General features: G+C 55.8%; 27 protein-coding genes and 1 tRNA gene. 10 read left to right on the top strand and 18 right to left on the bottom strand.

Annotated features, from left to right (window positions below):
• Positions 1 to 31: 31 nt before the first annotated feature.
• The 6 genes from ACN0XZ_RS14800 to rpmH form a co-directional block, all read right to left on the bottom strand.
• Entirely contained in the window at positions 32 to 445 is a 414-nt protein-coding gene (locus ACN0XZ_RS14800) for a hypothetical protein (RefSeq protein ID WP_417458561.1), read from the bottom strand.
• Between the two features lie 25 nt (positions 446 to 470).
• The gene (gene yihA, locus ACN0XZ_RS14795; protein WP_417458560.1) at positions 471 to 1,124 is read right to left on the bottom strand and encodes a ribosome biogenesis GTP-binding protein YihA/YsxC; all 654 of its coding nucleotides are present in this window, start codon (positions 1,122 to 1,124) and stop codon (positions 471 to 473) included.
• A gap of 1 nt (position 1,125) precedes the next feature.
• Positions 1,126 to 2,874: a membrane protein insertase YidC gene (yidC, locus tag ACN0XZ_RS14790; RefSeq protein WP_417458559.1), complete on the bottom strand. Its 1,749-nt coding sequence runs from the start codon at positions 2,872 to 2,874 to the stop codon at positions 1,126 to 1,128.
• Entirely contained in the window at positions 2,867 to 3,235 is a 369-nt protein-coding gene (yidD, locus tag ACN0XZ_RS14785; protein ID WP_417458558.1) for a membrane protein insertion efficiency factor YidD, read from the bottom strand. The genes yidC and yidD overlap by 8 nt, the downstream gene beginning before the upstream one ends.
• The gene (rnpA, locus tag ACN0XZ_RS14780) at positions 3,235 to 3,693 is read right to left on the bottom strand and encodes a ribonuclease P protein component (protein WP_417458557.1); all 459 of its coding nucleotides are present in this window, start codon (positions 3,691 to 3,693) and stop codon (positions 3,235 to 3,237) included. Before rnpA ends, yidD begins: the two co-directional genes overlap by 1 nt.
• A gap of 148 nt (positions 3,694 to 3,841) precedes the next feature.
• Positions 3,842 to 3,976: a 50S ribosomal protein L34 gene (rpmH, locus tag ACN0XZ_RS14775; RefSeq protein ID WP_417458556.1), complete on the bottom strand. Its 135-nt coding sequence runs from the start codon at positions 3,974 to 3,976 to the stop codon at positions 3,842 to 3,844.
• 290 nt (positions 3,977 to 4,266) lie between these two features.
• On the opposite strand from rpmH, the gene ACN0XZ_RS14770 reads away from it, so the two are divergent.
• Together ACN0XZ_RS14770 and ACN0XZ_RS14765 are read left to right on the top strand one after the other, a co-directional pair.
• Positions 4,267 to 5,667, top strand: a complete 1,401-nt coding sequence (locus tag ACN0XZ_RS14770; RefSeq protein ID WP_417458555.1) for an ATP-binding protein — start codon at positions 4,267 to 4,269, stop codon at positions 5,665 to 5,667.
• A 3-nt stretch (positions 5,668 to 5,670) separates the two neighbouring features.
• Positions 5,671 to 6,573 carry a P1 family peptidase gene (locus ACN0XZ_RS14765; protein ID WP_417458554.1) on the top strand — a complete coding sequence of 301 codons (903 nt, stop codon included), beginning with the start codon at positions 5,671 to 5,673 and terminating at the stop codon, positions 6,571 to 6,573.
• Here the strand turns inward: ACN0XZ_RS14765 and ACN0XZ_RS14760 are convergent.
• Positions 6,570 to 7,109, bottom strand: a complete 540-nt coding sequence (locus ACN0XZ_RS14760) for a hypothetical protein (RefSeq protein ID WP_417458553.1) — start codon at positions 7,107 to 7,109, stop codon at positions 6,570 to 6,572. The two genes, ACN0XZ_RS14765 and ACN0XZ_RS14760, sit on opposite strands and share 4 nt — an antisense overlap.
• Positions 7,110 to 7,272: 163 nt before the next feature.
• On the opposite strand from ACN0XZ_RS14760, the gene ACN0XZ_RS14755 reads away from it, so the two are divergent.
• Together ACN0XZ_RS14755 and ACN0XZ_RS14750 are read left to right on the top strand one after the other, a co-directional pair.
• Positions 7,273 to 7,349, top strand: a tRNA-Arg gene (locus ACN0XZ_RS14755).
• A 217-nt stretch (positions 7,350 to 7,566) separates the two neighbouring features.
• Positions 7,567 to 9,150, top strand: a complete 1,584-nt coding sequence (locus ACN0XZ_RS14750) for an ABC-F family ATP-binding cassette domain-containing protein (RefSeq protein WP_417458552.1) — start codon at positions 7,567 to 7,569, stop codon at positions 9,148 to 9,150.
• Positions 9,151 to 9,182: 32 nt separating this feature from the next.
• Here ACN0XZ_RS14750 and ACN0XZ_RS14745 read toward each other — a convergent pair whose 3' ends face one another.
• The 7 genes from ACN0XZ_RS14745 to ACN0XZ_RS14715 all read right to left on the bottom strand — a co-directional run bounded on the left by ACN0XZ_RS14745 (position 9,183) and on the right by ACN0XZ_RS14715 (position 16,739).
• Positions 9,183 to 9,524 (bottom strand): YciI family protein, encoded by a 342-nt coding sequence (locus tag ACN0XZ_RS14745; protein ID WP_417458607.1) that lies wholly within the window; start codon positions 9,522 to 9,524, stop codon positions 9,183 to 9,185.
• Positions 9,525 to 9,632: 108 nt separating this feature from the next.
• Complete coding sequence (locus tag ACN0XZ_RS14740; RefSeq protein ID WP_417458551.1) at positions 9,633 to 11,450, bottom strand: amidohydrolase family protein; 1,818 nt, start codon at positions 11,448 to 11,450, stop codon at positions 9,633 to 9,635.
• A 107-nt stretch (positions 11,451 to 11,557) separates the two neighbouring features.
• Positions 11,558 to 12,862, bottom strand: a complete 1,305-nt coding sequence (guaD, locus tag ACN0XZ_RS14735) for a guanine deaminase (protein WP_417458550.1) — start codon at positions 12,860 to 12,862, stop codon at positions 11,558 to 11,560.
• Positions 12,863 to 13,050: 188 nt separating this feature from the next.
• On the bottom strand, positions 13,051 to 13,608 hold the full coding sequence (locus ACN0XZ_RS14730) for a PAS domain-containing protein (RefSeq protein WP_417458549.1): 558 nt from the start codon (positions 13,606 to 13,608) through the stop codon (positions 13,051 to 13,053).
• Positions 13,609 to 13,643: 35 nt separating this feature from the next.
• Entirely contained in the window at positions 13,644 to 14,651 is a 1,008-nt protein-coding gene (locus ACN0XZ_RS14725) for a hypothetical protein (RefSeq protein WP_417458548.1), read from the bottom strand.
• Positions 14,652 to 14,745: 94 nt separating this feature from the next.
• Positions 14,746 to 15,963, bottom strand: a complete 1,218-nt coding sequence (locus ACN0XZ_RS14720; protein WP_417458547.1) for a glycosyltransferase family 4 protein — start codon at positions 15,961 to 15,963, stop codon at positions 14,746 to 14,748.
• A 206-nt stretch (positions 15,964 to 16,169) separates the two neighbouring features.
• Entirely contained in the window at positions 16,170 to 16,739 is a 570-nt protein-coding gene (locus tag ACN0XZ_RS14715) for a PAS domain-containing protein (RefSeq protein ID WP_417458546.1), read from the bottom strand.
• 233 nt (positions 16,740 to 16,972) lie between these two features.
• On the opposite strand from ACN0XZ_RS14715, the gene ACN0XZ_RS14710 reads away from it, so the two are divergent.
• Positions 16,973 to 17,164 carry a (2Fe-2S)-binding protein gene (locus ACN0XZ_RS14710; protein ID WP_417458545.1) on the top strand — a complete coding sequence of 64 codons (192 nt, stop codon included), beginning with the start codon at positions 16,973 to 16,975 and terminating at the stop codon, positions 17,162 to 17,164.
• Positions 17,165 to 17,267: 103 nt separating this feature from the next.
• On the opposite strand, the gene bfr is transcribed toward ACN0XZ_RS14710, so the two are convergent.
• Positions 17,268 to 17,747: a bacterioferritin gene (gene bfr, locus ACN0XZ_RS14705; RefSeq protein ID WP_417458544.1), complete on the bottom strand. Its 480-nt coding sequence runs from the start codon at positions 17,745 to 17,747 to the stop codon at positions 17,268 to 17,270.
• Between the two features lie 300 nt (positions 17,748 to 18,047).
• Here bfr and ACN0XZ_RS14700 point away from each other — a divergent pair, with 300 nt between their 5' ends.
• The 3 genes from ACN0XZ_RS14700 (at position 18,048) to ACN0XZ_RS14690 (ending at position 20,168) form a co-directional block, all read left to right on the top strand.
• Positions 18,048 to 19,007, top strand: a complete 960-nt coding sequence (locus tag ACN0XZ_RS14700; protein ID WP_417458543.1) for a rhodanese-related sulfurtransferase — start codon at positions 18,048 to 18,050, stop codon at positions 19,005 to 19,007.
• Between the two features lie 2 nt (positions 19,008 to 19,009).
• Complete coding sequence (locus ACN0XZ_RS14695; RefSeq protein WP_417458542.1) at positions 19,010 to 19,666, top strand: glutathione S-transferase; 657 nt, start codon at positions 19,010 to 19,012, stop codon at positions 19,664 to 19,666.
• Between the two features lie 73 nt (positions 19,667 to 19,739).
• The gene (locus tag ACN0XZ_RS14690) at positions 19,740 to 20,168 is read left to right on the top strand and encodes an OsmC family protein (protein ID WP_417458541.1); all 429 of its coding nucleotides are present in this window, start codon (positions 19,740 to 19,742) and stop codon (positions 20,166 to 20,168) included.
• 51 nt (positions 20,169 to 20,219) lie between these two features.
• Here the strand turns inward: ACN0XZ_RS14690 and ACN0XZ_RS14685 are convergent, their stop codons facing one another.
• Positions 20,220 to 22,010: an aminopeptidase P family protein gene (locus ACN0XZ_RS14685; RefSeq protein WP_417458540.1), complete on the bottom strand. Its 1,791-nt coding sequence runs from the start codon at positions 22,008 to 22,010 to the stop codon at positions 20,220 to 20,222.
• A gap of 231 nt (positions 22,011 to 22,241) precedes the next feature.
• Between ACN0XZ_RS14685 and ACN0XZ_RS14680 the strand changes: the two genes are divergently transcribed.
• Positions 22,242 to 24,317, top strand: coding sequence for a S9 family peptidase (locus ACN0XZ_RS14680; RefSeq protein ID WP_417458539.1), 2,076 nt, complete (start codon positions 22,242 to 22,244; stop codon positions 24,315 to 24,317).
• A 102-nt stretch (positions 24,318 to 24,419) separates the two neighbouring features.
• On the top strand, positions 24,420 to 24,941 hold the full coding sequence (locus tag ACN0XZ_RS14675; RefSeq protein WP_417458538.1) for a cupin domain-containing protein: 522 nt from the start codon (positions 24,420 to 24,422) through the stop codon (positions 24,939 to 24,941).
• A gap of 2 nt (positions 24,942 to 24,943) precedes the next feature.
• Here the strand turns inward: ACN0XZ_RS14675 and ACN0XZ_RS14670 are convergent, their stop codons facing one another.
• Together ACN0XZ_RS14670 and ACN0XZ_RS14665 are read right to left on the bottom strand one after the other, a co-directional pair.
• A complete protein-coding gene (locus ACN0XZ_RS14670; RefSeq protein WP_417458537.1) occupies positions 24,944 to 25,384 on the bottom strand; it encodes a TIGR01244 family sulfur transferase in 441 nt (146 codons plus the stop codon).
• 36 nt (positions 25,385 to 25,420) lie between these two features.
• Complete coding sequence (locus tag ACN0XZ_RS14665) at positions 25,421 to 26,053, bottom strand: DNA-3-methyladenine glycosylase family protein (RefSeq protein ID WP_417458536.1); 633 nt, start codon at positions 26,051 to 26,053, stop codon at positions 25,421 to 25,423.
• Between the last annotated feature and the right edge of the window lie 5 nt (positions 26,054 to 26,058).

The following is a 26,058-nucleotide window of genomic DNA, read 5'->3' as shown; positions in this document are numbered from 1 at the left end:
ATTTCGACATGGCCGATAAATTTTTAGGGAATCAGGCCTTGAGCACGGCTTCAATGGTGGCCTTGTAGACTTCCTGATCGAAATTCAGGTCGGGGAAATCACGGTAGCTCCAGTATAGTCCCTGGTCGGCTTTGGTTTTGTCTCCCCGGTAGGGGTTTGACCAGCCGTGCCAGCGCACAAAGCCATAGTTCGCAGATATGTTGCAGGTGATAAACCAGCACTGCCACTCGCCGCAGTCACAGGCGAAGGGTACAAAACCATCACTTGGTGGCAAAAGGTTTTTCCGTAGAGAACTTACCGGCAGATGGGGAACATAAGCACCTGCGATCCTATCCGTATAACGCGCCTCAAACGCCGCCAGGCGGTCGAGAAGACGTTCGCCATCTACCCAGATATCAAAAACCTCATGGCGACCATGATATGTGCCGCCCCTTCGCAGTTCCAACGTGTTCAGCGGGGAGTTCATGGGCCTAAAAAGAAAAGGTCTGGCAAAGCTCTGCGCGCAGCTCGGGGATGCCAAAGCCTTTTTCGCTTGAGGTCGCCAGCACAACCGGGTGGCAGGCGATGTATTTTTTCGCGTCTTCCTGGGTTTTTTTCAGGATTTTTTCACGGTCCGCGACCTTGAGCTTATCAAGCTTGGTGAGCACGATCTGATAGTTGACCGCCGCTTCATCCAGCATGGTCATGATCTCGCGGTCGTTTTCCTTGAGCCCGTGGCGGCTATCAATCAGCAGCATGATCCGGCGCAGGTTCGGCCGGCCACGCAGATAATCTTTCACCAGCCGGGTCCAGGCATGCACTTTCTTGCGTTCGATCTTTGCGTAGCCATAGCCGGGCAGGTCAACCATATAGGCGTCCAGCTCCAGCTCTTTCCCGATTGAGAAATAGTTCAGTTCCTGCGTGCGGCCCGGTGTGTTGGAGGTACGCGCCAGCGTCTTGCGCCCAGTAAGCGCATTCACAAGGCTTGACTTCCCCACGTTGGAGCGGCCCGCAAAAGCCACTTCTGGCCGGTCGGCGCCGGGCAGGGTATCAAGCGAAACTGCCCCCATGACAAAGTCAACGGGGCCAGCAAACAAAAGCCGGCCACGTTCCATATCTGTTTGGGTGAAGCGCTCTTCTTCCATCTTAGGCTTTGCCCTTGGCCTCACGGCGCGCGTGTTCGCGGCGCATGATCACCCACTGCTGGCCGATGGAAAGCACGTTGTTCCATGTCCAGTAGAGCACAAGACCCGCGCTGAACGGCGCCATGATGAAGGTGAAGATGATGGGCAGGAAGCTCATGATCTTCTGCTGGGTAGGGTCCATCGCTGCTGATTGCGGGTTCAGCTTTTGCTGTAGCCACATGGAAATACCCATCAGAATGGGGAGGATACCAATAGCGAGGAACGCCGGTGGGTTCCAGTCAATCGCACCAAAAAGCGTGAGCGGTGTCATCGGATCAGGCGCGGACAGGTCCTTGATCCAGCCAAAGAAAGGCTGGTGCCGCATCTCGATGGTGACATAAAGCACCTTATAGAGCGCGAAGAAGATCGGAATCTGAATCAGGATCGGCAAACAACCAGCCATCGGGTTGATCTTTTCCTTCTGATACAGCGCCATCATTTCCTGTTGCAGCTTCTGGCGATCATCCTTGTAGCGTTCCTGCAGTTTCTTGATCTTGGGCTGCGCGTCTTTCATGTGGCTCATGGACACATAAGACTTGTTCGCCAGCGGGAACAGGATGGTTTTCAGGATCACTGTCATCAGCAGGATGGCCACGCCATAGTTGCCGGTCAGACCAAAGAGATAGTGCAGCCCCTTGAAGATCGGACGGGTGAGCCAATAGAACCAGCCCCAGTCGATGGTGCGATCAAAAAGTGCGATGTCATATTTGGCTTGGTAGTCGTCAATGGTGCCAACGATCTTGGCGCCCGCGTAAAAGCGGCTTGTTGTCTCAAGGCTGCTGCCTGCGTGAAGCGATTGCCAGTTCTGCACATAGTCAACAAGATAGGTGACATCTGTTGCTGTGGCGCGGCGGACAAAACGCGCGCGGGAAAGCTCAGCATTCTGATCCGGGATCAGGGTGGTCATCCAGAATTTATCGGTGATTCCCATCCAGCCACCGGTAGAACCGGTTTCAAAATTACCGTCGTCTTCAAGGTCTGAGTAAGATTTTTCCTCGAGCGTGCCGTTGAACACACCAAGCGGCCCCTCATGCAGGATATAAAGGCCAGCGGTTTTGGGCTCACCACGGCGGCTGATGCGGCCAAAAGGCGCAATCTGCATGGTCTCGTCGGTGGAGTTCACAACGCTCTGTGTCACGGTGAAGAGGAAATCTTCGTCCACTTCAACTTTCATCAGGAAGCGCAGGCCTTCACCATTGTCCCATGAAAGGGTGACGGGTGAGCTTGGTGTCAGCACATCGCTGTCAGTCGACCAGATGCTGTTGGCCGTTGGTACTGCGTCCGGGTTCTGGCTTGATGCGGCCCAGCCGTACCGAATCGAATAGGCGTCAGCGCGGTCATGCGGCTTGAGGAGGCGCACGTCCTTCGCGTCAGCTTCCATGCTGGTTTTGTGGTTGACGAGCAGGAGGTCATCAAAGCGTGCACCGCGAAGCGACATGGAGCCGACAAGCTCAGGCGTCTCAATGCGGACGCTGCCTGCGTCTTCTACCGGCTCGTTGGTCTCGGCGGCAGTCGCGAGGTTGCTGTCAGCATCATCAATCGGGGCGATTTCCTTGGGGGCGAGCGCCTCTTCTATCGCGCGGTCTTCCGCGAGCTGTGCTTCATACTGGCGTGCGGCTTCCATTTTTGGCCCGGCATAGAAGTGTTGGTAGCCAAGCAGGATTGCCAGTGCAATCACAGCAAAAAGCACAAAATTCTTATTGTCACCCATGAGACGTCATACCCTGATCATGCGGCCGGTCTTGGCCAGCCTTTTCACTCTTGTGTGCATCGGCGCACCTACAGGGTGCCTCTGCCTCACTTGCTAAACTGCGCCCGCTTTGTGGCACAGGATCGTATCCAAATCCACCCCAAGGATGGCACCTTGCTATGCGGCATATTGCCAGCCACGACCCCCGCATGCCGCCGTGCAGGCGAATTGCTTCTAAGGCATAGGCGCTGCAGGTTGGCTGATAGCGGCAGTTTGGCCCTAAAATGGGGGAGATAAGCAACTGATATACCTTGACAATCCCGAGCGCGAGCCACGCAAGCGGAGAAAGGCGTTTGTGCTTTTCTGGCCCGGATTGTGTCATCAGGCGTTGCCCCTGTTTGCCGTTTTTTCGCCGCTGGCTGCCTTGTTTTTCACAGAGCGGCTTGGCTTTAAGTCGGCGCCGGAGGCCAGTTTTGCAAGGGCCCAGCGCATATCGGCCTGCATTTTCTCAAAATCATAGGATACAGCTGCCGGCCTGCCGACCACCACATACGCCCAGCCCACGCTCGCATATTTGCTGAAGGCGATACGCGCGGCTTCCTTGAGCCTGCGCCGTGCCCGGTTGCGTTTGACCGCATTGCCAACCTTCTTGGAGACGGTGAAACCGATGCGGGGCAAAGGCACTGCTTCAACGCTATTTTCCGATTCGGGCGCTGGTGTGGTTTTGGCGGGCAGGGCCTGCACGATAAAACTTGGTGTTACCCATTTGCGGCGCGTGCCAGCGATGGCCAGATATTCAGGCCGTTTGGTAACGCGTTCCAGCTCAATGGTTGTGCTCATGCCCAAATGCTCGTGCCGTTGTTTCCGGGGCGGTGGTTGCCGCCGCAAGCGCTCAAGATTACCCCAAAAACAAAGAAAGCCGACCGGATATCTCTCGGTCGGCATTTCATCTGTGACTAGTGGAAGGTGCTAAGCACCCCCAAGACCTTTACGCCGACAGGCGCTTCCGGCCTTTGGCGCGGCGTGCATTCAGCACCCTGCGGCCACCAACGGTCGCCATACGCGCACGGAAACCGTGACGACGTTTGCGAACCAGTACACTCGGTTGAAAGGTCCGTTTCACTTGTCTTACTCCAGCTTTATCACCTAGCCTTGCGGGAAACCCGCCGCCCGGCGTCCAAATTTCGAGCGCGCTGTATAACCGTGACTTCCACCCAAGTCAACAGCGCTTGAGGCTGTACTTAACATAATTTCGCCCCCATTTGGCGAAATTTTGGTTGTTATCGCGATATTTGTAACCAAATCTAAGCCCAAGGGGGCGGTTGTTCGTAACAATTGTGGGTGGCTGTGGCGATTCGCCCACCCTCGTTAGTTTACTTGCAATTCCCGCCGGGATGGGATTCAAGACTTTTTATGCCCGAGTATTACAGACCGTTTACATCTAGTCTCAGGTCGCGCCTGCTGATTCTCACCTTCATCTTCGTGATGGGGGTGTCGGTCTTTGTCTATCTGCCGTCGATCGCTACTTTCCGGCAGGACTATATAGAAACCCGGCTTGAGAACGCCCAGATTGCTGTGCTCGCGCTTGAAGAAGCGCCTAATAATATGGTCAGCCCTGCGCTTGAACAGCGGCTTCTCAATCAGTCTGGTGTGATTGCCATCATCGTGCGGCGCGAGGACAAAAGCCTTGTGCTGGGGTTTGACGTGATGCCCGAAGAGGTGAACGGCACCTATGACCTCAGGAACCCGTCCCTCGGCACCCTGATCATGGATGCGTTTGACACGCTGGAAGCGGGCGGCAACCGGGTGGTGCGCATTGTGGGTGACCCCATGCTGCCGGGCACGCGCATGCTTGAGATCACCATGGATGAAATGGGGCTTTATAGAGCGCTCGCCAACTATTCCAATAATGTGCTGGTACTCTCGGTCTTGACATCCATTTTTACCGGTATCCTTGTTTATCTGGCGCTGCACTGGCTGCTTGTGCGGCCCATGCGCCGGGTGAAAGACCGCATTGTGGCGTTTCGCCGTCAGCCGGAGGCTGTGCCAAAGCGCAAGCGCGAAAGCCGCCGCCCGGACGAGATTGGCCTTGTGGAGCGTGAGCTTGGCCGTATGCAGGATGAGCTGCGGCAAAACCTCAACCAGAAAAGCCATCTGGCAGCACTTGGGGAAGCGGTGGCCAAGATCAACCATGACCTGAGGAATATTCTTGCAACCGCTCAACTGGCATCTGACGCTTTGCAGCGGGTGGACCACCCGGGCGTGCAGAAAGTTTCCCGCCGCCTGATGACAGCCGTGAGCCGCGCGGTTGCCTTGTGTGAAAGCACCATCAGGCACGGCAAGGCGGAAGATATCCTGCCTGAAAAAACATGGGTGCCGCTTGCGGCCCTAGTGGAAGATGTGGGCCAATCGCTTGGGCTGGATGAGAATGAGGATTTCGCGTTTGAGATCAAGATTGCGGAGGAGTTGAAAGTATATGCGGACGCGGAACAGCTGCACCGCGTGCTTTTGAACCTGTGCCGCAACGCCTATGAGGTGCAGGGCAACACCGGCCGTATCGAGGTGAACGCGATGGAAGATGCGGCGCATACGGTGCATATCCGCATCAAGGATAGTGGCCCCGGTATCCCCGAGCACGTGCGGCCATCGCTTTTCAAGGCGTTTTCATCGGCGCGCGCTGGTGGCACCGGTCTTGGCCTTGCCACGGCTCGCGATATCGTGCTGGCGCATGGCGGGCAGATCGGCCTAGAAGACACCGGCGCAGACGGTACCACCTTCATGGTGTGCCTGCCGGGTGAGGAAGCGGAAGGCTAGGCCATGCTGTTCGCCGCAAAACCTGGGCCATTGGACCAATTCACAGACGTATCAGGCCTGAAGGTTGGCCAGGCGCATGACGCACGGGTTAGGACCGGCGTTACAGTTATTGTGCCTGACTTTCCCGTGGCGATGGCCGTGGATGTGCGCGGCGGCGCGCCCGGCACGCGCGACACGGAAGCGCTGGACCCAAGCTGTTTGGTTGAAAAGGTGCATGGCCTTGTGCTTGCCGGCGGGTCTGTCTTTGGCCTCGCGGCAGCGGACGCTGTTACGCTTGAGCTTTCCGCGCGGGGTGTTGGCTTGCCCCTCGGGCCAAAGGCTGTACCTGTGGTGCCAAGTGCTATTCTTTTCGACCTGATGAACGGCGGCGACAAGGACTGGGGGTGTGAGCCTCCCTATCATCGCTTGGCGCGGGAGGCACTGGATAGTGCGTGCGGCCAGGTGGACCACGGCGCTGTGGGCGCGGGTTTTGGTGCCATGGCGGGGGCTGCGCCCGGTGGGCTTGGAAGCGCTAGCCTTATGCTTGAAGATGGCACTATGGTCTCCGCCATCGTCGCGGTGAACAGTTTTGGTGCGGTGCCTGACGGCGCGCTGCCAGCCCCCGGTGATATTGAGTTCCCGAAGCTCGGGCTTGTGGGGTCAAACACCACCATTGGGGCCGTTGCGACCAATATAGCGCTCGATAAAGCAGCTTTGAAGCGTGTGGCCATGATGGCGCATGATGGTTTTGCCCGCGCGGTCAAACCCATCCACACACCCTATGACGGGGACACGATTTTCGCGATCTCAAATGGTGAGAAGCCCGTAGCGGGTGAGCTTGCGGGCGCGCTCGCGCTTCTGGGCGCAATGGCGGCAGATTGTATGGAGCTGGCGATCAGGAGAGCGGTCGCTAAGGCTGACGGTTAGTGCGGCTCACTGTCTGCGAGGCGCTGACGCTCCCCCACCACAAAACGCTCAATAATCTCTGCCTCCGTGCTTGCGGCGTCGGCAATCTCGGGCAGCTCAAGTTCCGTGAGCGGGTCAAGGCGTGAGGCGGTGCGGCTGAGGCGTGTGAGCGCGAGCTGGGCGCTGAACCATATATCCTGCAATTCCTCGCTTGCGGCGGTGCCCAGTTTGGCAACCGTCTGCCGGTAGGTGAGGGTCTCTTCCCTGAGCGCTTTTTTAATCTCTTCAAGAAGGGTGTTGGCCTCATCCACAGACTGGGGTGCAGGGTCATCATTTGGCGGTGTGCTTATATCACCCGTCATCACCGGGCGTGGCGGCGGAGCCGGTTTCGCGCTCGGGGTTACAGAGGCGGGGTCAGTGGCTTCTGGCGCGCGTTCCCGCTCTGATGCATCGGGTAGTTTATCGGAAAGATTCGGCCAATCCTTGTCTGAGCTTGAGCAAGCGCCCAAGAGCGATAAAGAGATAAAAATTGAAACGTATTTTATGCCAATTTTCACAGTAAAAGCCTTTGTTTCCGGGCAGTTGAGAGGCACACGCTACGCCTGATTTGTGGCAGAAACAAGAAAAACAGATTTCTCGCTTGCAATATAAATTCAATCTGATTAGGTTGCGCCGCACACCGCAACCACACGAGGGTTGCTGTGCCGATTTGATGGCGTTGCGCCGGTAGCTCAGCTGGATAGAGCACCAGACTACGAATCTGGGGGTCGGGGGTTCGAATCCTCCCCGGCGCGCCACTCAAAACAAGGGCTTAGCTGAAAAGCGAAGCCCTTTTTTGTTGTTGGATCATTGGTTGGCAACGTTCCTGTAACGATGTTCGGCGAGTTTCCTCCGGTACTGGCAGATCTGGTGAATTGAGGGTAAGGCCTCGCGCTACTGAGCTGTTGATCTTTATGTATCATGCCGCGCGGATAACGGTATAAGCGCTGCTGAATTTTACACAGGCCCCTTTTCATGATTACTTTTTCCGATGTTGCGCTGCGCCGGGGTTCCAAACTGTTGTTCAAGGATGGAAGCTTCAACCTCAATGCGGGGGAGAAGATGGGCCTCGTGGGCGGTAACGGTGCTGGCAAATCGTCGCTGTTCGCGCTGTTGCGGCACGAGTTGATCGCTGAAGCGGGTACCGTTGATTTCCCGAACCGCTGGCGTATTGCCCACGTGGCACAGGAGACCGAGGGTAGCCCAAAATCGGCACTGCAGTTCGCCATTGATGGCGACACGGAATTGAGGGCGCTTGAGGCCGAGCTCGCGAAAGCCGAGGAAGCCGAAGACGGCTATGAAATCGGCCGCATTTACGAAGAGTTCATGCGCATCGATGCCTATTCGATTGATCGCCGGGCTGCGGACCTTCTTATTGGTCTTGGTTTCGATGAAGCTGTTCATGACAACCCTGTTTCCACCTTCTCAGGCGGCTGGCGGATGCGGCTCAATCTGGCGCAGGCGCTGATGTGCCGGTCTGATCTTCTGCTGCTTGATGAGCCGACCAACCACCTTGACCTTGAAGCTATTGTCTGGTTGCAGGATTGGCTGAAGTCGTTTGAAGGCACGGTGCTGATGATCAGCCACGACCGAAACTTCCTTGATGCTACGGTTGACCGTATCCTCGAACTCGCGGGCGGTACGCTCACGCTCTATACCGGTGGATATTCGGACTATGAAAACATGCGTGCCGAACGGCTGATGCAGCAGCAGGCCATGTATGAAAAGCAGCAGCGCCAGATCGCTCATATATCCTCGTTTATTGACCGGTTTCGGGCGCAGGCTTCCAAGGCACGCCAGGCGCAGAGCCGGATCAAGGCGCTTGCGAAGCTCGAACGTGTCGCAGCTGCCCACGTAGACACGCCCTTCACTTTCAAATTTCGCGAACCTGACGCCATGGCCACAACTCTGTGGGAATCGCAAGGGGCGGACGCGGGCTATCCGGGCGCGCGTATCCTCAGCGACGTTACAGTTCATATTGGCGCAGGCACACGTGTTGGCCTTCTGGGCCGCAACGGGGCAGGCAAATCAACCCTGATCAAACTGATCGCGGGCGAGATTGAAAATGCGGAAGGGGAGCTTATCCTCGACCGCCGTATCAATATTGGATATTTTGCGCAGCATCAGCTTGAAACGCTGGACCCTGAGCAATCGCCGCTTTGGCACATGAAGCAGAAAGCCCCGCGTGCGCGGGAGCAGGAGCTCAGAACCTATCTGGGCACCTTTGATTTTTCTGACAAGACCGTCTTCCAGAACACAGGCACCATGTCAGGCGGTGAAAAATCGCGGCTGGTGCTCGCCATGATCATCTGGGACCGGCCCAACCTTCTGCTACTGGATGAGCCCACAAACCATCTTGATCTTGAAGTGCGGTCTGCGCTGACGATGGCGCTACAGGACTTTACCGGCGCTGTTGTGCTGGTGTCCCACGATACGGCCCTTATAGAGACGGTGGTTGATACCTACTGGCTCATCGACAATGGCACGGTGACACCGTTTGATGGTGACCTGCTCGACTATAAAAAATATCGCGCGCAAGCTGATCGCAAGGCGGCTTAACCCTTACGATCAATGCTTGGTTGCGTGTTGCATCAATGAAACTGGCGGACCTCAACGGGCGCGCGGCAGGCCACCGTTGCTTTGCGGCCCCATTCAAGCGCCTCGTTGAGATCGGCAACATCCAAAATCCAGAAACCGCCAATGTGTTCCTTGGTCTCAAGGAACGGCCCATCGGTCACAAGGATTTTGCCTTCCGTGTTTCGCTTAATTGATTTCGCCTCTTTTACCGTGCGCAGGCCCCCGGCGAAAAATCTGACGCCTGCGTCAATCATTTCCCTGTTAAGGGCGTGGATTTCTTCGATCATGGCGTCGTCTTCCATGGTAGCGGGGTCATAGTCATCCGGGTGATGAATAGCGACAAGATACTGCATGATAGTGTTTCCCTTGCTGGTTTATGGCGCGGCTTATGCGGTGCCTTCACCCGGAGGACGCGCGGCAGCGCGCCGCCCCGACAAAACGTGAGAAACTTTTTTGAGCCCATATCAGGTCCAGGCGGCGCGCGTGAGCCATTTGGGCTCAATAACCTTATATGGGTTGTTGGCGTAATAGTTTTTCAGCCGCTCAAATGGCCTGTCGCCGGGCCTGAGGCCCAGAAAATCGACCGCATTGCCACCTAGGAAGCGTTTCTCGCTGACGATGCCGTCGGTGCTCGAGACCGTGCGGCGGATGTCATCCACATAGTCCAGCACCTTTTTATCGCTCGCGAGCATCCACCAGTCAGTGCCGAACATCACCCGGCTACCGATGCCGGGGTTTTGTGCATGCAGCTTCCTGAGGTTTTCCTGCAATCGTTGCTGGCCCGCCGCCTTATGCACCCCGTCATAGTTGGCGAAGTCCGCAAACACGCGATTGTCTGGTGCGATGGCAGTTGCAGCCTGCTCAACCCAGCTACCTTCATAGGGCGCAGTGATATCAATGCGCGCCAGATGGCCGAGGTTGAGCCGCAGGTTTTTGATATCTTCCAGCCCTGCGATTTTAGCCTCAAAGAGCGCCTGCCAGTTTTTGGGCTGGCCCCGTGTTTTATAGTCCCGGTGGGAATACATGGATGTATTGGCGTGGCACATGACCGGCACGTCATGATCAAGACAGAAGCGATAGAGCTCAAAGAGCGCCGCATCCAGCTTTGCACCCAGGCCGATTATTTTCCGCCCAGCCTTGGGCCAGTGGGCGTGCTCGTCCGCATCAAATTCAGCATTGAAATAGGGTTTAAAGCCCATGGCGGGATATAGTTTGATGCCGACAAAGCCGCGCTCCAGCACCGCACGTTTGGCGAGCTCAAGCGGGGTAACCTCAGGCGCCGCACCATTGCCAGCTTGGGCCAAGTTTTTCTCACGCGTGACTACTTCCCGAAGTGGGTCGAAGGAGGCAAAGGGCAACATACGGCCGTCGGTTGCCAGCGCTATCTTCTCCATCAGTGTCTGGGTCTCAATTTGGGTGTTTTTGCTGCCGCGATGGCTTTGGTGCACCCATATGTCCATGTCCACCTCAGCGGTGACAAAAAGGTCTATGGCGGGTACGCCGTTTCGCGCCTCCCCAAAAATGCGCATCAGGCGGTGCGCATTGCCGATGTGGGAACTGATGGTCGCCCGCAGCACCTCGGGCGCAAAGAGATAGAAAATGAAAATGGCGAGGGCATAGAGCGCGAGGGTGGTGGGTACAAACTTTTCATCACCCGTGCGGTTGTCGACTTTATCTGATTGCCGGTACGCTTCCTCAAGCACATCTTGGCCCAGCTCAGTTTGCCATCGGCCAAAATCAGCTTCTTCTGCCGCGCTCAAGGTAAGCGATGTGGTGAAGGAAGCGCCTCTTCGTTTTTTCTCAAAGGTGATGGCGACATGCTCGCGAAACTTGGCCAGGTCTTTCTTGGGGTCGCCCCCGTTTTCCAACCCATTCTGAATGATCCTGATCATGTCTTTGTCTTTGAGCTGAGGAGGGGCTTGATAGGTTTTTTGCCCATCAAGGATAGCATCAAGTTCTTCATTCTCTTTTTTAAAGCCGGGAGCGACCGCCTGCACAATCACTTCAAGCAGGAAGGCAAGCGAGCGACCAATCACCCCGCCCAGTTCGCCAAGTGGCAGATGGGTTTGGGTCAGGAAGCCTACTACACCCCTGATAGGCAGGTCTTCCGCGTTGAAGATATGTGCGTGGGTGTCGATCCTGAGTGGCGTATCGGGTTGTGGGTCATAGGTGCCCGGTGGGATCTTGAGGCCCCGCCCAAAACAACCAGCAAGGGCCGTGGTGCCCAGAAGGGCGGCGGTAAGTTTCAGCAGGTGCCGACGTGAGATGGTATCAGAGTACATTCGCTTCCCCCTATGCGACGTGAACTCTAAACAAAAAGTTGAAAACAGCTTATGAATAAAGCCTTACGTTGAAAAGGGGATTCTTTCGGGTGGTTGGCAGCCTTCGATCAGGATTTCCGGTGCTGGCACACACCCGCCACATAGGTGTGGCTGATGGTGCGGTCATCCCCAAGCATGGAGAGCACAAAAAGCGTCTCCTCGACCGTGTTTGCGTGCTTTAGGCGGCGGCTGAGAAGCGGTGTGGCGTGCATATCCAGCACAAGGAAATCGGCTTCCTTGCCGACTTCCAAACTGCCGACCTTGTCCGTCAAGTTGAGCGCTTTGGCGCCGCCCAGTGTGGCGAGATAGAAGGATTTAAACGCGTCCAGCTTATGGCCGCGCAGATGGCAGACCTTATAGGCCTCATTCATGGTTTGCAGGAGTGAGAAGCTGGTGCCCGCGCCCACATCCGTGCCCAGACCAACGTCCACGCCGTATTTCTCTGCTTCTTTCATGTTGAAAAGGCCAGAGCCGAGGAAAAGGTTGGAGGTCGGACAGTAACTTATGGCCGCGCCCCGTTCTGCCATGCGCTGAAACTCTTGCCCCTCCAGATGCACGCAGTGGGCAAAAACGCTTTGGTTGGTCAGGAGGCCAAAACGGTCATACACATCCAGATAGTCTTTTGCTGTGGGGTAAAGGTCTTTCACCCAGTCGATCTCGGACACATTTTCCGAGAGATGGGTGTGCATCAACACCTCGGGGTGCTCGCGCAAAAGCTTGCCCGCCAGCGTTAGCTGCTCGTCAGAGCAGGCCGGGGCAAACCGGGGGGTAATGGCGTACCCAAGGCGGCCTTTGCCGTGCCAGCGCTCGATCAGTTCCCTGTTGTCTCGGTCGCTGCTCTCCGCCGTTGTGTCGCGTACAGCTTCAGGCACGTTCCGGTCCATCAGCGCCTTGCCGGTGATCAGCCGCATGTTGCGCGCCAGCGCCTCTTCAAAGAGGGCATCAACAGACTGTTTATGCACAGTGCCATAAACAAGCGCCGTGGTGGTGCCGTTACGCAAAAGCTCATCCAGGAAAAAGTCAGCGCACTCTTTTGCGTGGGCTGGGTCTTTAAACTTGGCCTCTTCGGGGAAGGTATAGCGCTCCAGCCAGTCGAGAAGCTGTTCACCAAAAGATGCGATCATATCAAGCTGGGGGAAGTGGATATGGGTATCGATGAAACCCGGGATGATCAGGCTGCCGCTGTGGTCGATAATCTCTGCTGCCTCCGGCAGGGTCTTCTCGACCTCATCGCGCGGGCCAACGGCTGTGATCATGCCGTCTTCGCACACCAGCATGCCGTCCGGCCAATAGCAGTAACAGTCAGGCGCTTTGATAACCGCCGGGTCGTCTGTCAGGTAAAAAATTGACCCCAGATACGCTTTCACCGACACGCTAACTCTTCCCACCTTCACGCAGGGCTCAACCGTTCAGGTGTGCATTTGCACACCGTTGTTTTGAACCTGCTCTTTATTTCCAGTTGCTGAAAGGCCTGTTGATTGCCCTATATCTCAATCTTGACCATACGGTCAGCTTATCCAGCTTGGCGGCGTTTGCCAAGCCCCTAACGCGCCACCATAGACTAGCGATATAGGGAGCGGATATCCACAGCAACGAGGATTTTTTCCACCTCTCTTGCCGGGTTATAGAGCGGTAGGTAAAGCGCGTAGGCTTCCAGATACTGACGGTCGCGGGCGAAGGCGGGGGTGATGGTCAGGATGGGCAAACGCTCATTCACCACACGCTGTGAGACCAGATAGATGCGTTCGGCGGCTTGCTGGTTGGTCATCTCCCGGATGTCTTTGCCGGTGATCTCACCATAAAAGTTGGCAACATGGGTGCCGATAAGCCTGACGGTGAGGCGAAAGCGCGTCTCTGCGGCCACATCCATAATCACCACATGGTCAAGGTATCGGGAAAGGTCGCTTGGGCGAATGTCAGCCCGGCAGGGAAGTCGGTCACCTTCATGTTTCGCGAGCCAATAGTCATAAAAATAGTCTGTGACGCGATTGCGCCCGCGCGCAGCGTCGCCTTGAAGCTGGGTAAACTCACCAAACTCAGCGTGAGAGATAGGGCTGGTGCTGTTGTTGCTAAACAATGCGTGTACCTGAATCCGAAAATCCTGGTCAGACACTACCACGCGAGGTTCAAGGAAAGGTAAACGCGGCGCTATGGTTACAGCGATTTGGCGGCAGCGGTGCCTTCATCCGGCGTTTCACTATCGGCGTCCTGTGCGGCAATTGGTCTTTGGCGCGGGGCGTAGAGCCGAACCGACGTGGCAAGGAACGCCGCAAAGTTCATGGCCTGGGACAGCGCGCCCGCAGCCACAAACATGCTGGCAAGCGTTGCCTGCGGTGCGTCCACATACCCCATCAGCGTGAGCCCAAGCCCTGCTACAAGAAGGTCTGTGTTTGGCAGGAACGGCACGCGGGTAAGCACCAACTGGGCAGTGAGGAACAGAAGCCACATGTTAAAGGGCACATCGGGCAACACCACACTCCACTGCAGGGTCTGCAGGAGAAGCAGCAGCACAAGCCGGGTAAGGTGAATGAGGAAAACCTTCTTCGCCACGTCTGGCGCAAGCGAGATGATATGTTTGCGAAAGCGCAATACCACCGGCACGAGGATCAGCCCCACAAGCGCGGCGAGGATCAGATAGCTTTTATAGTCCGGATCTGCATCGGTGATGATGCTCAACTGTCCGGTGAGGAAAAACACCGCCAGCAAAAGCGCTGTGAAGCTGTTGGAAGCAAGGCCGGAGAGGATATTGCTGTCCTTGATGGTCGAGAAGATCACCCGGTCGCGAATATCAAGGCGCCTGCGCGCCCAGAAAGCCATATAGGCTTCGCCCGAATAGCTCAGCACCGCATAATTATAAACCCGTTTGCGCACGAACACGCCAAACTGGCCTTTGAAATCCACCTTCCACATGATGCGGTACACCAACAGTTCCGCCAGCGGAAAGGTGAAGAACATGATGATGAAGATAATATAGAACCACGGCGTGGTCGGCAGCGCGTCCCATACCTCATGCCAGCCGATAACCGTGAGCTTGCTGATGAGAAAGAGCACCACACCGGCCATCACCAGCACCTGCAAGGCCTTCAGCACAAGCATCAACGGGCGGTTGGCTTGAACGCGTTCAAAGGTCTCGGTCGAGAGTAGATTTTTAATGGCCTGCAAAGAGCTACCTTTATTGTTTTAGTCCCAAATGGGGCTTGCCGCCGCGGGCTTATGAAGGATCGTCCCGCCTCTGTCAAATATGCGGCGGTTTTGGTTATTCTGCGGCGGAGAAATCCGGCCGGGTTGATTGTTTCCATGGCCGCGTCGGGCACTTGCTGATGGCTTCGCCATATTGTTCCAGAAGGCGCCCAAGCACTGCGTCCCAGGTGATGTCCTTGCTGGTTTCATAGCTGGCGTTTGCCATCGCCTGATGCAGCGGCCGATCTTCAATCAGCAGGGAAAGTTTGTCAGCAAAGGCTTCAATATTGCCCGGCTCTACCAGAAACCCGGTCTCCCCTGACGTGACGAGTGAGCGGCTGCCGCTCGCATCCGCGCACACGGCGGGCACGCCAGACGCCATAGCCTCCAGCGTTACATTGCCAAACGTTTCAGTGATGCTTGCGTTAAAGAAGATATCGCTGCTGGCGTACGCGCGAGCGAGGTCATCGCCCTGCAGGTATCCCGTAAAGATGGCTTCGGGCAATTGTTCTGCAAAACGGTCCCGCTCTGGTCCGGCACCAACAATCAACGCTTTATAAGGCACACCGCGCCGCTTGAGGGCGTCAAGCGTGTCCGCGAAGACACCAAGGCCCTTCTCAAGCACCAACCGGCCCACAAACGAAATAACAATCTCGTCATCCGCGATGCCAAGGCTGCGCCGCCAGTCCATGTCCCGGCGCTTTGGCGAAAATTGCTGGGCGTCCACGCCCCGGCTCCAGATACGCAGGTCTTTTGCCATGTCCTGATCCTTGAGGATGGTCCTCATGCATTCAGACGGCACATAAACCTGTTCACACCGGTGATAGAACTTGCGCATAAGCGCTGTGACATATTTCTCAAGCCACGCCATATGATAATAGCGTGGGTAGGTATCGAAGCGCGTATGGAAGGACGCGACAGTGGGCACACCGTGCTTTTTGGCCCACGATAGCGCGCGCCAGCCCAGAATGTCTGGCGCTGCCAGATGGATGAGATCGGGCTCAAATGCCTCCAGCTGGCGTTTGACGCGGCGCGGCATACCTAGCGCAAGGCGGTATTCGCTGCGGCGCCCCGGAAGGCAGACAGACGGCACAGATACCAGTGTGCCCTTATGCCTGAACGCGGCTTCCTTGGCTGTGGGCGCAAACACCAACACTTCAATGCCTTGCTTCTCAAGATACTCAACGAGCTTGTTCAGCGCCCTGACGGGGCCGTCCATCACATAATTATAGTTGCCGGAGAAAAGCGCGATACGCTTCGGACGCAGGTTGTGAGTATCAAAGGGCATATGCATTTCCCAAAATAGGGGCAGGTACACACGGCTGCCGATAGTCTAACATAAATTTGTGCCGAACGGGGACGGCTAAAAAACCTTAAGACCACTCCTCGCAACGCTTTTTGAAACTTTGATGAACATTGCAAAATAAGCTGGCCACAAGCACACATCACACCATGCGGACATGGCAAAAATGCGGCACTAAACCTTAGTTCTATGAAAAATCAGTCCGGCAGGCCAAAACCCAGATCGATATATCCAAAAACATCGATCTGGCGATGTTCGATCGCAGCGCGGCTTTGACCATCGTCATACCCGGCGCCGGTGAAGACATAGTGCCCGATGGTGAAACGTGCGTTGCCGTCCTCGTCCCAAAGAGGCAGCACAAGGGCATAGAGGTGAGCTTTTCGTCCCCCTCTCAGGCGCAGCTCCTCCGTGATATGAAACCCGCAGGGTTTTGCGAATACAGCGGCATAGATGGCCTGTATGCCTTCATGCTGGTTTGCAGGGCTCAGGTCTATCAGGTTAACGCCAGCAAGGCTTTGCCCTACAGAATCCTCGACCCTTGAACCCGCGAGGCGGATGGTGATGGTTTTTTCATCAATCCGCTCGCTGATCACAATGCCGGGCAGGATGCCCTTGAGGCCCTGAATGCTGATAGCGGCTTTTGCCGGAATGATCGATTGATCGGCGTCTCTTAAAGCTTGCCAATACTGCCACATGGGCTGAATGGCGGGGGGCAGGTCAAGCTCTCCCCGGTCATTGATCGATAGATGGTGGCGGTTCAGAATCATGCCGGTCCGTTAGTGATAGATTGGCCTTCAAGGGTCGTGCTGACGATAAATCCTAGCAGTTTGGGTATCCCGATGCAGCAACAGAGTGCAAGTTGTTACAATAACTTATCCGGTTCGTGTTTTGAAAAACACTCAAAAAGCCTACGTTCGTGCGGTTTTTGTTGACCATCTTCCAGAATTTAGCTATTGCTACTGCGAATTGTTCGCAATCGCAGAGAGATGTGAGCCGCCTCATGTATGTATGTTTGTGTAATGGCTATACTGACCGTGAAATCCGCAGCGCTGTGCGCGAGGGCGGGGTAAACAGCGCGGACGAAGCCTATATGTCACTGGGTAACGGGTTTTGCTGCGGCGCTTGTCGTGACTGCGCAACCAGCCTCGTGGAGGAAGAACTGCCAAACCGGCGGGTGCTGGCGGCGGAATAGAGATTGCTACACCGTCTCAGGTGTGTGATTGGGGAAAAGAAAAGCCACTGAGAAATCAGTGGCTTTTTTGTGATTATCACCTCTGCGCCTAAATGGAGCGGGTCTAGTCTTCTGCAGCAGGCGTTTGCAGCTGAACATAATTTTCCATGCCCATCTTGCCAATCAGCCCAAGCTGGGTTTCCAGCCAATCGATATGTTCTTCTTCAGACTCGAGAATATCTTCCAGAAGTTCACGTGAAACATAGTCCCGCACATCTTCGCAGTAGGCGATGGCTTCCTTGAGGTCTACGTGAGCGGTGTGTTCCATCTTGAGGTCGCACTCAAGAATTTCTTTCACATCCTCGCCAATCATCAATTTGCCGAGGTCCTGCAGGTTGGGCAGGCCTTCAAGGAAGAGGATACGCTCAATAAGGCTATCGGCGTGTTTCATCTCGTCGATGGATTCCTCATATTCCTTATCCGCGATCTTTTTCATGCCCCAGTCCTTGAGCATGCGGGAGTGAAGGAAATATTGATTGATGGCCGTGAGCTCGTTTTTGAGAATCACATTAAGGTGTTGAATAACCTTTTTGTCGCCTTTCATGACGAGCCTCCTTGCATGCACTGGGGGGTATCTGAATTGGGCTTTACTATAACAACCATAGCGGCATGCGCCAAACTCTTTCTATAGTTGCTAATCCATATTAATTGCACGACTTTTTCCGATTCTTTAGTTGCGTATGAGAGTGAAAATCACTCGCTTTTAGCGCGTGAAAGGGGAGGTCGGTCTCGGTGTGCCGTGAGGGCTACTGTGCGCACGTTTTACATCTGACGCTAACGCCTGTATAAGGCGCATCGATTTTGGATCCGGCTTTGCGAGCCGAACAGCTGAAATGGAACATATATGTCGAGCTATCTTGTTGCGGCCCTCTACAAATTTGTGAGGTTGCCTGAATACGCGTCTTTGCAGGCGCCTCTCACTGAAATCTGTACGTCCAATGATGTTAAAGGCACGCTCCTTCTGGCGGCTGAAGGCATCAACGGTACTATTGCGGGCCCTGAGGCCGGGGTGCGCAATGTGCTCGCTTACCTGCGCGGGCGTCCTGAGTTCTCTGATCTCATCCATAAGGAAAGCTGGGCGGACGAGGAACCTTTCCTGCGCGCCAAGGTGCGCCTCAAGAAAGAGATCGTCACCATGGGTGTTGACGGTATCGACCCCAACAAGATTGTTGGTACTTACGTGAAACCTCAGGACTGGAACGCCCTGATCTCGGACCCGGACACGGTGGTGGTTGATACGCGCAACGACTATGAGGTCGCTATCGGTACCTTCAAGGGCGCGCTGGACCCTAAAACAAAATCCTTCCGCGAGTTCCCGGCGTGGGCGGCCGAAAACAAGGATACGCTTAAAAAGCCCAAGGTCGCCATGTTCTGCACCGGCGGTATTCGGTGCGAAAAATCCACGGCTTTCATGAAAGAACAGGGCTACGACGAGGTGTATCACCTTGAGGGCGGCATCCTGAAGTATCTTGAGGAAGTGCCCGAGGAAGAAAGCCTTTGGGAGGGTGACTGTTTTGTGTTTGACGAGCGTGTGTCTGTGCGCCACGGGCTTGAACCGGGCGACTATGACATGTGCCGCGCCTGCCGCCGGCCCATCTCGGAAGAAGAGAAAACACTGCCTGAATTTGTGGAAGGTGTGAGCTGCCCTTATTGCCATGAGGAAACCACCCCTGAGCAGAAAGAACGGTTTGCCGAGCGGCAGAAGCAAATCATGCTTGCGAAAAAGCGCGGTGAAAAACACATTGGCATCACCAAGCCGCGCGCTGGCGATGACGCCGCGACCGGTACGGAGGACGCCGGGTAGCCATGACCGAGGCGCTTCCCATTCTCTATAGCTTTCGCCGCTGCCCCTATGCCATGCGGGCGCGGCTTGCGCTCGCGTCTGCCGGGGTCTCGGTAAAGCTTCGGGAAGTGGTGCTGCGGGACAAGCCCACGTCGATGCTGGAGGCGTCGCCCAAGGGCACGGTGCCGGTGATTATAGAGCCAGGTGGCGGCGTGATTGACGAAAGCCTCGATGTCATGCTGTGGGCGCTCGGGCGAAACGACCCTGAGGAATGGTTGAAACCCGGTGCGGGCACGATGGCTGACATGCGTGACCTGATCGCGCTCAACGACGGTGACTTCAAGCATCATCTGGACCGCTTCAAATACGCCACGCGTTATGAGGATGCAGACCCTGAGGAGCACCGGGCCGGGGCCGAAAAATTCCTGCATCTCTTGGAAGCAAAGCTCAGTGAAAACCCGTGGCTGTTTGGGGCGCGGGCGAGCCTCGCAGATTATGCCATCCTGCCGTTTGTTCGCCAGTTTGCAGGCGCTGCCAAAGATTGGTGGCAAGGCGCGCCATACCCGCATGTTCAAACCTGGCTTGACGGTTTTAAGACGAGTGAGCGTTTCAAGGCTGTGATGCGCAAATATCCCCAGTGGCATGAGGGTGACGAGGAACCTGTTTTTCCTGCGACTTAACTCGCCACCGAGAGTTGCGCGGGTGCGCGAGCCCGGCTAAAAGCGGGAAACATCTTTTTTTAGGAGCAATCAAATGGCAGCAAAAACTGCACGGGTTAAATGGGCTGGCGACATGACCTTCATTGGGGAAAGCCCGTCTGGCCATGCTGTTGTGATGGATGCAGGCGCCGACAGCGGTGGTCGTGACCACGGTATCCGCCCAATGGAGATGCTTCTTTTGGGGGCCGGTGGTTGCTCGTCCATCGATGTGATGATGATCCTCCAGAAGGCGCGGCAGAAGGTGACTGATTGCTGGGTTGAGCTAACCAGCGAACGCGCGGAAGAGCATCCCCGTTACTTTACCAAAATCCACATGCATTTTGTGGTGACAGGCGTGGACGTTGACCCAAAGCATGTTGAGCGCGCGATCAAACTATCCAAAGAAAAATACTGCTCGGCTTCCGTACAGCTTGGTGCGCTTGCAGACATCACAGCAGATTTTGAGATTATCGCCGCGGAGTAACGCCCGATACTGAGAAGCCGCCGCTTCAGCGCGGCGGCTTAAGACGTTTTTCTAGGCTGCCATCAGCGGTGCCGTTTGCACCTGTAGCCACTCACGGGTGCTGTCATCCACCAGCGGGCCAATCAGCTCAAACACCCGGGCGTGATAGTCGTTCAGCCACTTAAGTTCGCGGCTGTCCAGCAGGTTCACGTCCACAAGGTTGCGGTCGATCGGCACCCAAGTGAGGTTTTCAAACTCGAAAATCGGCCGCTCGGTTTTCTCCTGCACCTTCTGCACAACAATCAGGTTTTCAATGCGGATGCCGTAAGCGCCTTCACGGTAGTATCCCGGCTCATTGGAGAGGATCATGCCCTCTTCAAGCGGTACAGCCGTGCCGTGTTTGGCGATACGCTGCGGCCCTTCGTGAACTGCGAGGAAGGAGCCAACACCGTGGCCGGTGCCATGGTCATAGTCGCAGCCAATGTCCCACAGCGGACGGCGAGCCATAGCATCTAGCGCCATGCCAGCCGTGCCTTCAGGGAAACGGGCGGTGGCGATGGCGATATGGCCTTTGAGCACGCGGGTGAAGCGGTCTTTCATCTCGTCTGTGGGTGTGCCCACAATCACTGTGCGGGTGATGTCTGTGGTGCCGTCCAGATATTGCCCGCCGCTATCCACAAGGAAGATTTCATTCATCTTGAGCGGGCGGTTGGTTTTCTCTGAAACCCTGTAGTGCACGATGGCGCCGTTTGGCCCGGCACCCGAGATGGTGTCAAAGCTCTTGTCCTTGAGGCCCCCGCGTTTTTCGCGGAAGTTCCACAGCGCATCAACGGCCTTCAGTTCATCAACGCTGCCCTTTGGTGCTTCAACCGAAAGCCAGTGCAAAAATTCGCTGACCGCCGCCCCGTCGCGGATGTGAGCGTCACGGCTGCCTTGTTGCTCGGTCTTGTTCTTACGTGCTTTTGGCAAGATACACGGGTCCTGACCTTCAACCAGCTTTGCGCCGGCGTCTTCAAGCGTTTTGAAAACCTTGGCGTTGTTGGTGGTCGGGTCCACAAGCACGCGTTTACCTTCTGCGCCAAGGCTTGCCAGTGTGTCGTAAAAGGCAGTGCGCGGCTCGACACGTACACTGTTGCCAAGGTGTTGCTTCAACTCGCTTGATACCTTGTTTTCGTTGATGAAAAGCGTTGCGGTTTCATCGGCGTGCATCAGCGCAAAAGCATGGGTTACAGGTGTGTTCATCACGTCTGTGCCGCGAATATTGAAGGCCCACGCCACACTGTCGAGCATTGTGATCACCGCGGCTTCCGCGCGTTTTTCCTTAAGCGCGGCGGCGACCTCAGCCCGTTTGTCCGCTGCATCCCGCCCTGCATGCTCCGTGGTGTGGGCAAGGGCTGGTGCCATGGGTTCGCTTGGCTGGTCATGCCACACGGCATCAACTGGGTTGCTATCAAGCGCCACAAGCTCAATGTTTTTGGTTTCAAAAGCGGCCCGTGCTGCTTTCTCCCACGCAACAGTGGTCAGTTCCGGGTCATAACCCACGCGGCCACCTTCCGGCACATTGTCTGCTGTCCACTTGAGAAGCGGGTATTTTTCAAACAGGTGATGCTCAAAAAGCGCTGGGTCCAGCTCTGCGGCGGCTTGGATTGTATAACGGCCATCAATGAACACAGCGGCTTTATCAAGAAGCACAACACCATTACCGGCCGAGCCGGTGAAACCGGTGATATAAGCGAGGCGGCCCGCATAGGCGCCAACATATTCGCTCATGTGCTCATCCGTCAGCGGCAGCACAAAACCATCAAGGCTGCGGGCCTTAAGCTCGGCTCTCAGGGCTTCAAGGCGATTGGCATGCTCGGTCACGGTTCATTCTCCTAACTATTGGCTCTCGCGCTTTATTCTGGCCTCAAAGGGCATCACAAAAATGTGGTTATGCGCGGGTTCTGCCGCCTAGATGGCAGGCCACAGCGGGTTTGGCAAGGGGTGCTTCTGCTGCAGTGCGCCATTTTGCCCGTAGCGTTTCAACTGGCCCTTTACAGAGGCCCGGCCTATGCCTAGAGCTAATATCTTCGTTGGAAATATGGACACGCCCTCATGTTAAAAGCCCCAGTTGCCCTTGCCGCCCCAAAAGCCGCGCAAAAGCCCTATCACGCCAGCCATCACGGGTACGAGTTTGATGACCCGTATTTCTGGCTCAAGGACCCGGGCTACCCGGAGGTGAAGGATGAGGAAATTCTCGGCTATCTGGGTGAGGAAAATAAATATTTCGAAACCGTAATGAGTGAGCGGAAGCCGCTTATTGACAAGGTTTTTGAAGAGATAAAAGGCCGCCAGAAAGAAGATGACGAAAGCGTGCCGTGGAAAGACGGTGCCTATGAGTACCGCTGGGCATTCGCCAAGGGGGCGGAGTATCGCACATGGCACCGCCGCAAATTGGGCGCTGAAGCATGGGACGTACTTCTTGATGAGGTTAGTGAGGCTGAGGGGCTGGAGTTTTACCGGTTAGGCGGCTTGAGCGTGAGCCCTTGTGGGCGATATCTAGCCTATAGCGCAGATAAAAACGGTTCAGAGCGCTTTACCGTACAGGTGCGCAACCTTGAGACCGGTGAAAACCTAGGTGACGAGATATCCGAGACGTCAGGCGAGATTGTCTGGGCGGCGGATGGCTCCGGCTTTTTCTATGTGTTGGTGTCAAAAGAGTGGCGGCCGTACCGTGTGTGTTTTCACACCCTAGGTGATGCGGACGACAGAACGGTTTATGAAGAATCGGACACCAGCTTTTTTGTGCACCTGAGCCGGACCAGCAGCCGCGCGTATCTGGTCATCCGCACAGCAGACCACGTGACAGCAGAAAACCGCATCATACCGCTTAAAAACCCGAACACGTCGCCCTTCCTTTTAAGCCCACGGCGCCAGGGGCATGATTATGCGGTCGATCACGGTGATGAAGGCTTATATTTAAGGTCCAACCGGGAGCATAAGAACTTTTGCGTTTACCGGGCACCAGTGAACGCGAAGGGCGAAGAAGACTGGCAGGTGATGCTGCGCGGGGATGACAGGCACTATCTGACCGGCATTCGCGCGTTCAAGGGCTTGCTCGCGATTGAAGAAAGCCGTGACGGGCTTGACCAGATACGCCTTCTGAAAACTGATGGTACAGATGAATATGTGGCGTTCCCCGAGCCAGTTTATGAGGTTGGCCTCGGCAATAATGCTGAGTTTGAGCAGGACCAGATCCGGCTTTCCTATTCCAGCCTCGTCACACCGCCAACGGTGTTTGATTATGACCTTGCCTCAGGCCAGTTGATCACCCGGAAGGAGCAGGAAATCCCGAGCGGCTACGACAAGTCGGAGTACCGGTCGGAACGCGTGATGGTCAAGGTGCGGGACGGCGTGGAGGTGCCTGTAAGCATCGTGTACCACAAAGGCTGGAAGAAGGATGCTGGCGCACCGCTTCATCTCTATGGATACGGCGCTTACGGCCTTGGCATGAGCCCCTCTTTCTCATCTGCGCGGCTGAGCTTGCTCGACCGGGGGTTTGCCTATGCCATTGCCCATATCCGCGGCGGGGATGAGCTAGGCTACGGTTGGTATGAGGCGGGCAAGCTGGAGCACCGCACCAATACATTCAATGACTTTGTTGATGTGGCGCGGCACCTCACGAGCAGCGGTTACGCGGCGCCCGGCGGTATTTCCATCTCGGGTGGCAGCGCGGGCGGCGAACTTATGGGCGCGGTTGTCAATCAGGCGCCGGAGCTGTTTAGCGCGGTGGTGATGCACGTACCGTTTGTTGATGTGCTTAACACCATGCTCGATGCCGACCTGCCGCTCACGCCGATCGAATGGCCGGAGTGGGGCAACCCTATTGAGGATAAAGCGGCCTATGAGACCATTGCATCCTATTGCCCTTATACCAATATGCAAGCCAAGGCCTATCCGCCCATGTTGGTGACAGGTGGACTAAACGATCCGCGTGTAACCTATTGGGAACCGGCGAAATGGACAGCCAAACTGCGCGCAACCAAAACCGATGACAATCTTCTGATGATGAAGATCAATATGGGGGCGGGGCACGGCGGCAAGTCCGGCAGGTTTGAGCGCTTTGTGGAAGTGGCGGAAGAATATGTGTTCGTGCTGATGGCTTTTGGCTTGGCGGATAAGGAAAAATAACCAATCAACAGGTTGGTTATTTATGAGAATGGGGTTCGAATATATCGCTTTAGTATTCATTACGAGTGCGAAACAAAATATGAAGCACAAGGATGAGGCATCATGAAACCAATCATAAACAGGCGGGATGCAAAGCAGATCGTCTCGAAGCACGGCGACGATTTTGAAGCAACGATGGAAGAACTGGCTTTTGCGGTAGGGGCGCAGGATATCGGCGCCAATATCACAACCGTAGAGCCGGGCAAGGCCGCGTTCCCCATTCACCATCACTATGCCAATGAAGAGCATTTTTATGTGTTAAGCGGGCACGGCAAGGTGCGCATTGGCAATGATGTGTGGTCGATAGAGCCTGGCGATTATATCTTCAGCCAACCGGGCGGGCCTGAGCATGCGCATCAGATGGTCAACACGGGCGATGAGCCGCTGGTGTATCTCGCTATCTCAACCAAAAAGGTGCCGGAGGTAGTTGGCTATCCCGATAGCGACAAAACCGGTGTGCGTATCTCCTATGATATGGAAAACCCGGACAGCCGTTTCCTCATCTCTGATGACGCGAAAAACAAGGTCACCTATTGGGATGGTGAAGACGGCGCACAGGTAAGAGCCACCCTCAAGGACGGCTAAGCCTAGGCGCGGCTATTGTAGAGATGCTCAAGCGTGGGGGCCATGCCCGAAAGGTCATAGCCCGCACCAGCGCCAAGATTGAGGATATCGCCAACCTCGCGGCTGGCGGTAAAAGCTTCGGCCAAAGCCCACAGCGTGCAGGACCGGGTGCCTGAGCGGCAATAGGCAAGCACAGGCCCTTCCGCATCGCGAAGCGCAAACGACATGCTTTCAATGGCCTCAAAGGTCAACTGCCCTGAGGTGACCGGGATGGCCGCCCAGGCAATGCCTTTGTCTGCGGCAACTTTGGCCAGCTCTTCATTGCTCGGCTGGCCAGCTTCTTCCCCGTCAGGGCGGTTATTGATGATAAGCTTTACGCCGGCACTTGCTGCGGCCTCAATATCGTCAGCGGTAATTTGCGGCGCGACAGACACGGTGTCCGTTACTTTTCTAAACTCGCTCATGTCTGTTTCTCCCGTCCCGTTGTTGGCGTCGCGCCATTATATCGCTGGTGCGTTGGAATAATAGTGCCAAGCCAGCAGGGCCACAACACTGCGGTATGGTCGCCAGCGTTCGCCGATGATTTCGCATTCTTTTTCTGTTGGCCTGTCCTCGAGCCCAATGATGCGGCCCACGCCCACACGCACAGCCAGGTCGCCAACTGGCCAGATATCATCCCGCCCGAGCGAGAACATGAGATACATATGCGCGCTCCAAACCCCAAGGCCCTTAACGGCCGTGATGGCAGCGATCGCGTCTTCGTTGCTCATGTGCGGCAGGGCGGCAATATCAAGCGTACCTGCTTCCACCGTTTCACAGAGCGAGCGTGCGTAGGATATTTTTTGCCGCGACAGGCCCGCACCGCGCAAATCTTCGTCTGAAAGTTTTGCATACTCGGTAGGCCCTGCGCCTTCGCCCGCGAGTTTCTCAACCCTGTCACGGATGGTGGCGGCTGCTTTCACGGAAAGCTGTTGGCCCACGATCACGCGCATGAAGGTATGGAAACCTTGCTCACCCATACGCTCCGGCGGAATGCCCACAAGATTGATGGCGGCATTGATATGCGCATCTTTCGCTGCAAGGTCCCGCAGGCGGGTTTCAATGCCCGTTGCATCCAATAAGAAGTTTTCCATCGCCC

Source organism: Kordiimonas sp., from assembly GCF_048264555.1.
Taxonomy (GTDB): Bacteria; Pseudomonadota; Alphaproteobacteria; order Sphingomonadales; family Kordiimonadaceae; genus Kordiimonas.
This window is presented reverse-complemented; position numbering and strand designations above follow the sequence as displayed.

Excerpts from the sequence above, each read along its gene's own strand:
- ACN0XZ_RS14740 (WP_417458551.1), bottom strand. The coding sequence starts at position 11,450 with ATGTACTCTGATACCATCTCACGTCGGCACCTGCTGAAACTTACCGCC.
- ACN0XZ_RS14710 (WP_417458545.1), top strand. The coding sequence starts at position 16,973 with ATGTATGTATGTTTGTGTAATGGCTATACTGACCGTGAAATCCGCAGC.
- ACN0XZ_RS14680 (WP_417458539.1), top strand. The coding sequence starts at position 22,242 with ATGTTAAAAGCCCCAGTTGCCCTTGCCGCCCCAAAAGCCGCGCAAAAG.
- ACN0XZ_RS14720 (WP_417458547.1), bottom strand. The coding sequence starts at position 15,963 with ATGCATATGCCCTTTGATACTCACAACCTGCGTCCGAAGCGTATCGCG.
- ACN0XZ_RS14715 (WP_417458546.1), bottom strand. The coding sequence starts at position 16,739 with ATGATTCTGAACCGCCACCATCTATCGATCAATGACCGGGGAGAGCTT.
- yidD (WP_417458558.1), bottom strand. The coding sequence starts at position 3,235 with ATGACACAATCCGGGCCAGAAAAGCACAAACGCCTTTCTCCGCTTGCG.
- yihA (WP_417458560.1), bottom strand. The coding sequence starts at position 1,124 with ATGGAAGAAGAGCGCTTCACCCAAACAGATATGGAACGTGGCCGGCTT.
- ACN0XZ_RS14765 (WP_417458554.1), top strand. The coding sequence starts at position 5,671 with ATGCTGTTCGCCGCAAAACCTGGGCCATTGGACCAATTCACAGACGTA.
- rnpA (WP_417458557.1), bottom strand. The coding sequence starts at position 3,693 with ATGAGCACAACCATTGAGCTGGAACGCGTTACCAAACGGCCTGAATAT.
- bfr (WP_417458544.1), bottom strand. The coding sequence starts at position 17,747 with ATGAAAGGCGACAAAAAGGTTATTCAACACCTTAATGTGATTCTCAAA.
- ACN0XZ_RS14695 (WP_417458542.1), top strand. The coding sequence starts at position 19,010 with ATGACCGAGGCGCTTCCCATTCTCTATAGCTTTCGCCGCTGCCCCTAT.
- ACN0XZ_RS14690 (WP_417458541.1), top strand. The coding sequence starts at position 19,740 with ATGGCAGCAAAAACTGCACGGGTTAAATGGGCTGGCGACATGACCTTC.
- yidC (WP_417458559.1), bottom strand. The coding sequence starts at position 2,874 with ATGGGTGACAATAAGAATTTTGTGCTTTTTGCTGTGATTGCACTGGCA.
- ACN0XZ_RS14770 (WP_417458555.1), top strand. The coding sequence starts at position 4,267 with ATGCCCGAGTATTACAGACCGTTTACATCTAGTCTCAGGTCGCGCCTG.
- ACN0XZ_RS14700 (WP_417458543.1), top strand. The coding sequence starts at position 18,048 with ATGTCGAGCTATCTTGTTGCGGCCCTCTACAAATTTGTGAGGTTGCCT.
- ACN0XZ_RS14750 (WP_417458552.1), top strand. The coding sequence starts at position 7,567 with ATGATTACTTTTTCCGATGTTGCGCTGCGCCGGGGTTCCAAACTGTTG.
- ACN0XZ_RS14670 (WP_417458537.1), bottom strand. The coding sequence starts at position 25,384 with ATGAGCGAGTTTAGAAAAGTAACGGACACCGTGTCTGTCGCGCCGCAA.
- ACN0XZ_RS14675 (WP_417458538.1), top strand. The coding sequence starts at position 24,420 with ATGAAACCAATCATAAACAGGCGGGATGCAAAGCAGATCGTCTCGAAG.
- ACN0XZ_RS14665 (WP_417458536.1), bottom strand. The coding sequence starts at position 26,053 with ATGGAAAACTTCTTATTGGATGCAACGGGCATTGAAACCCGCCTGCGG.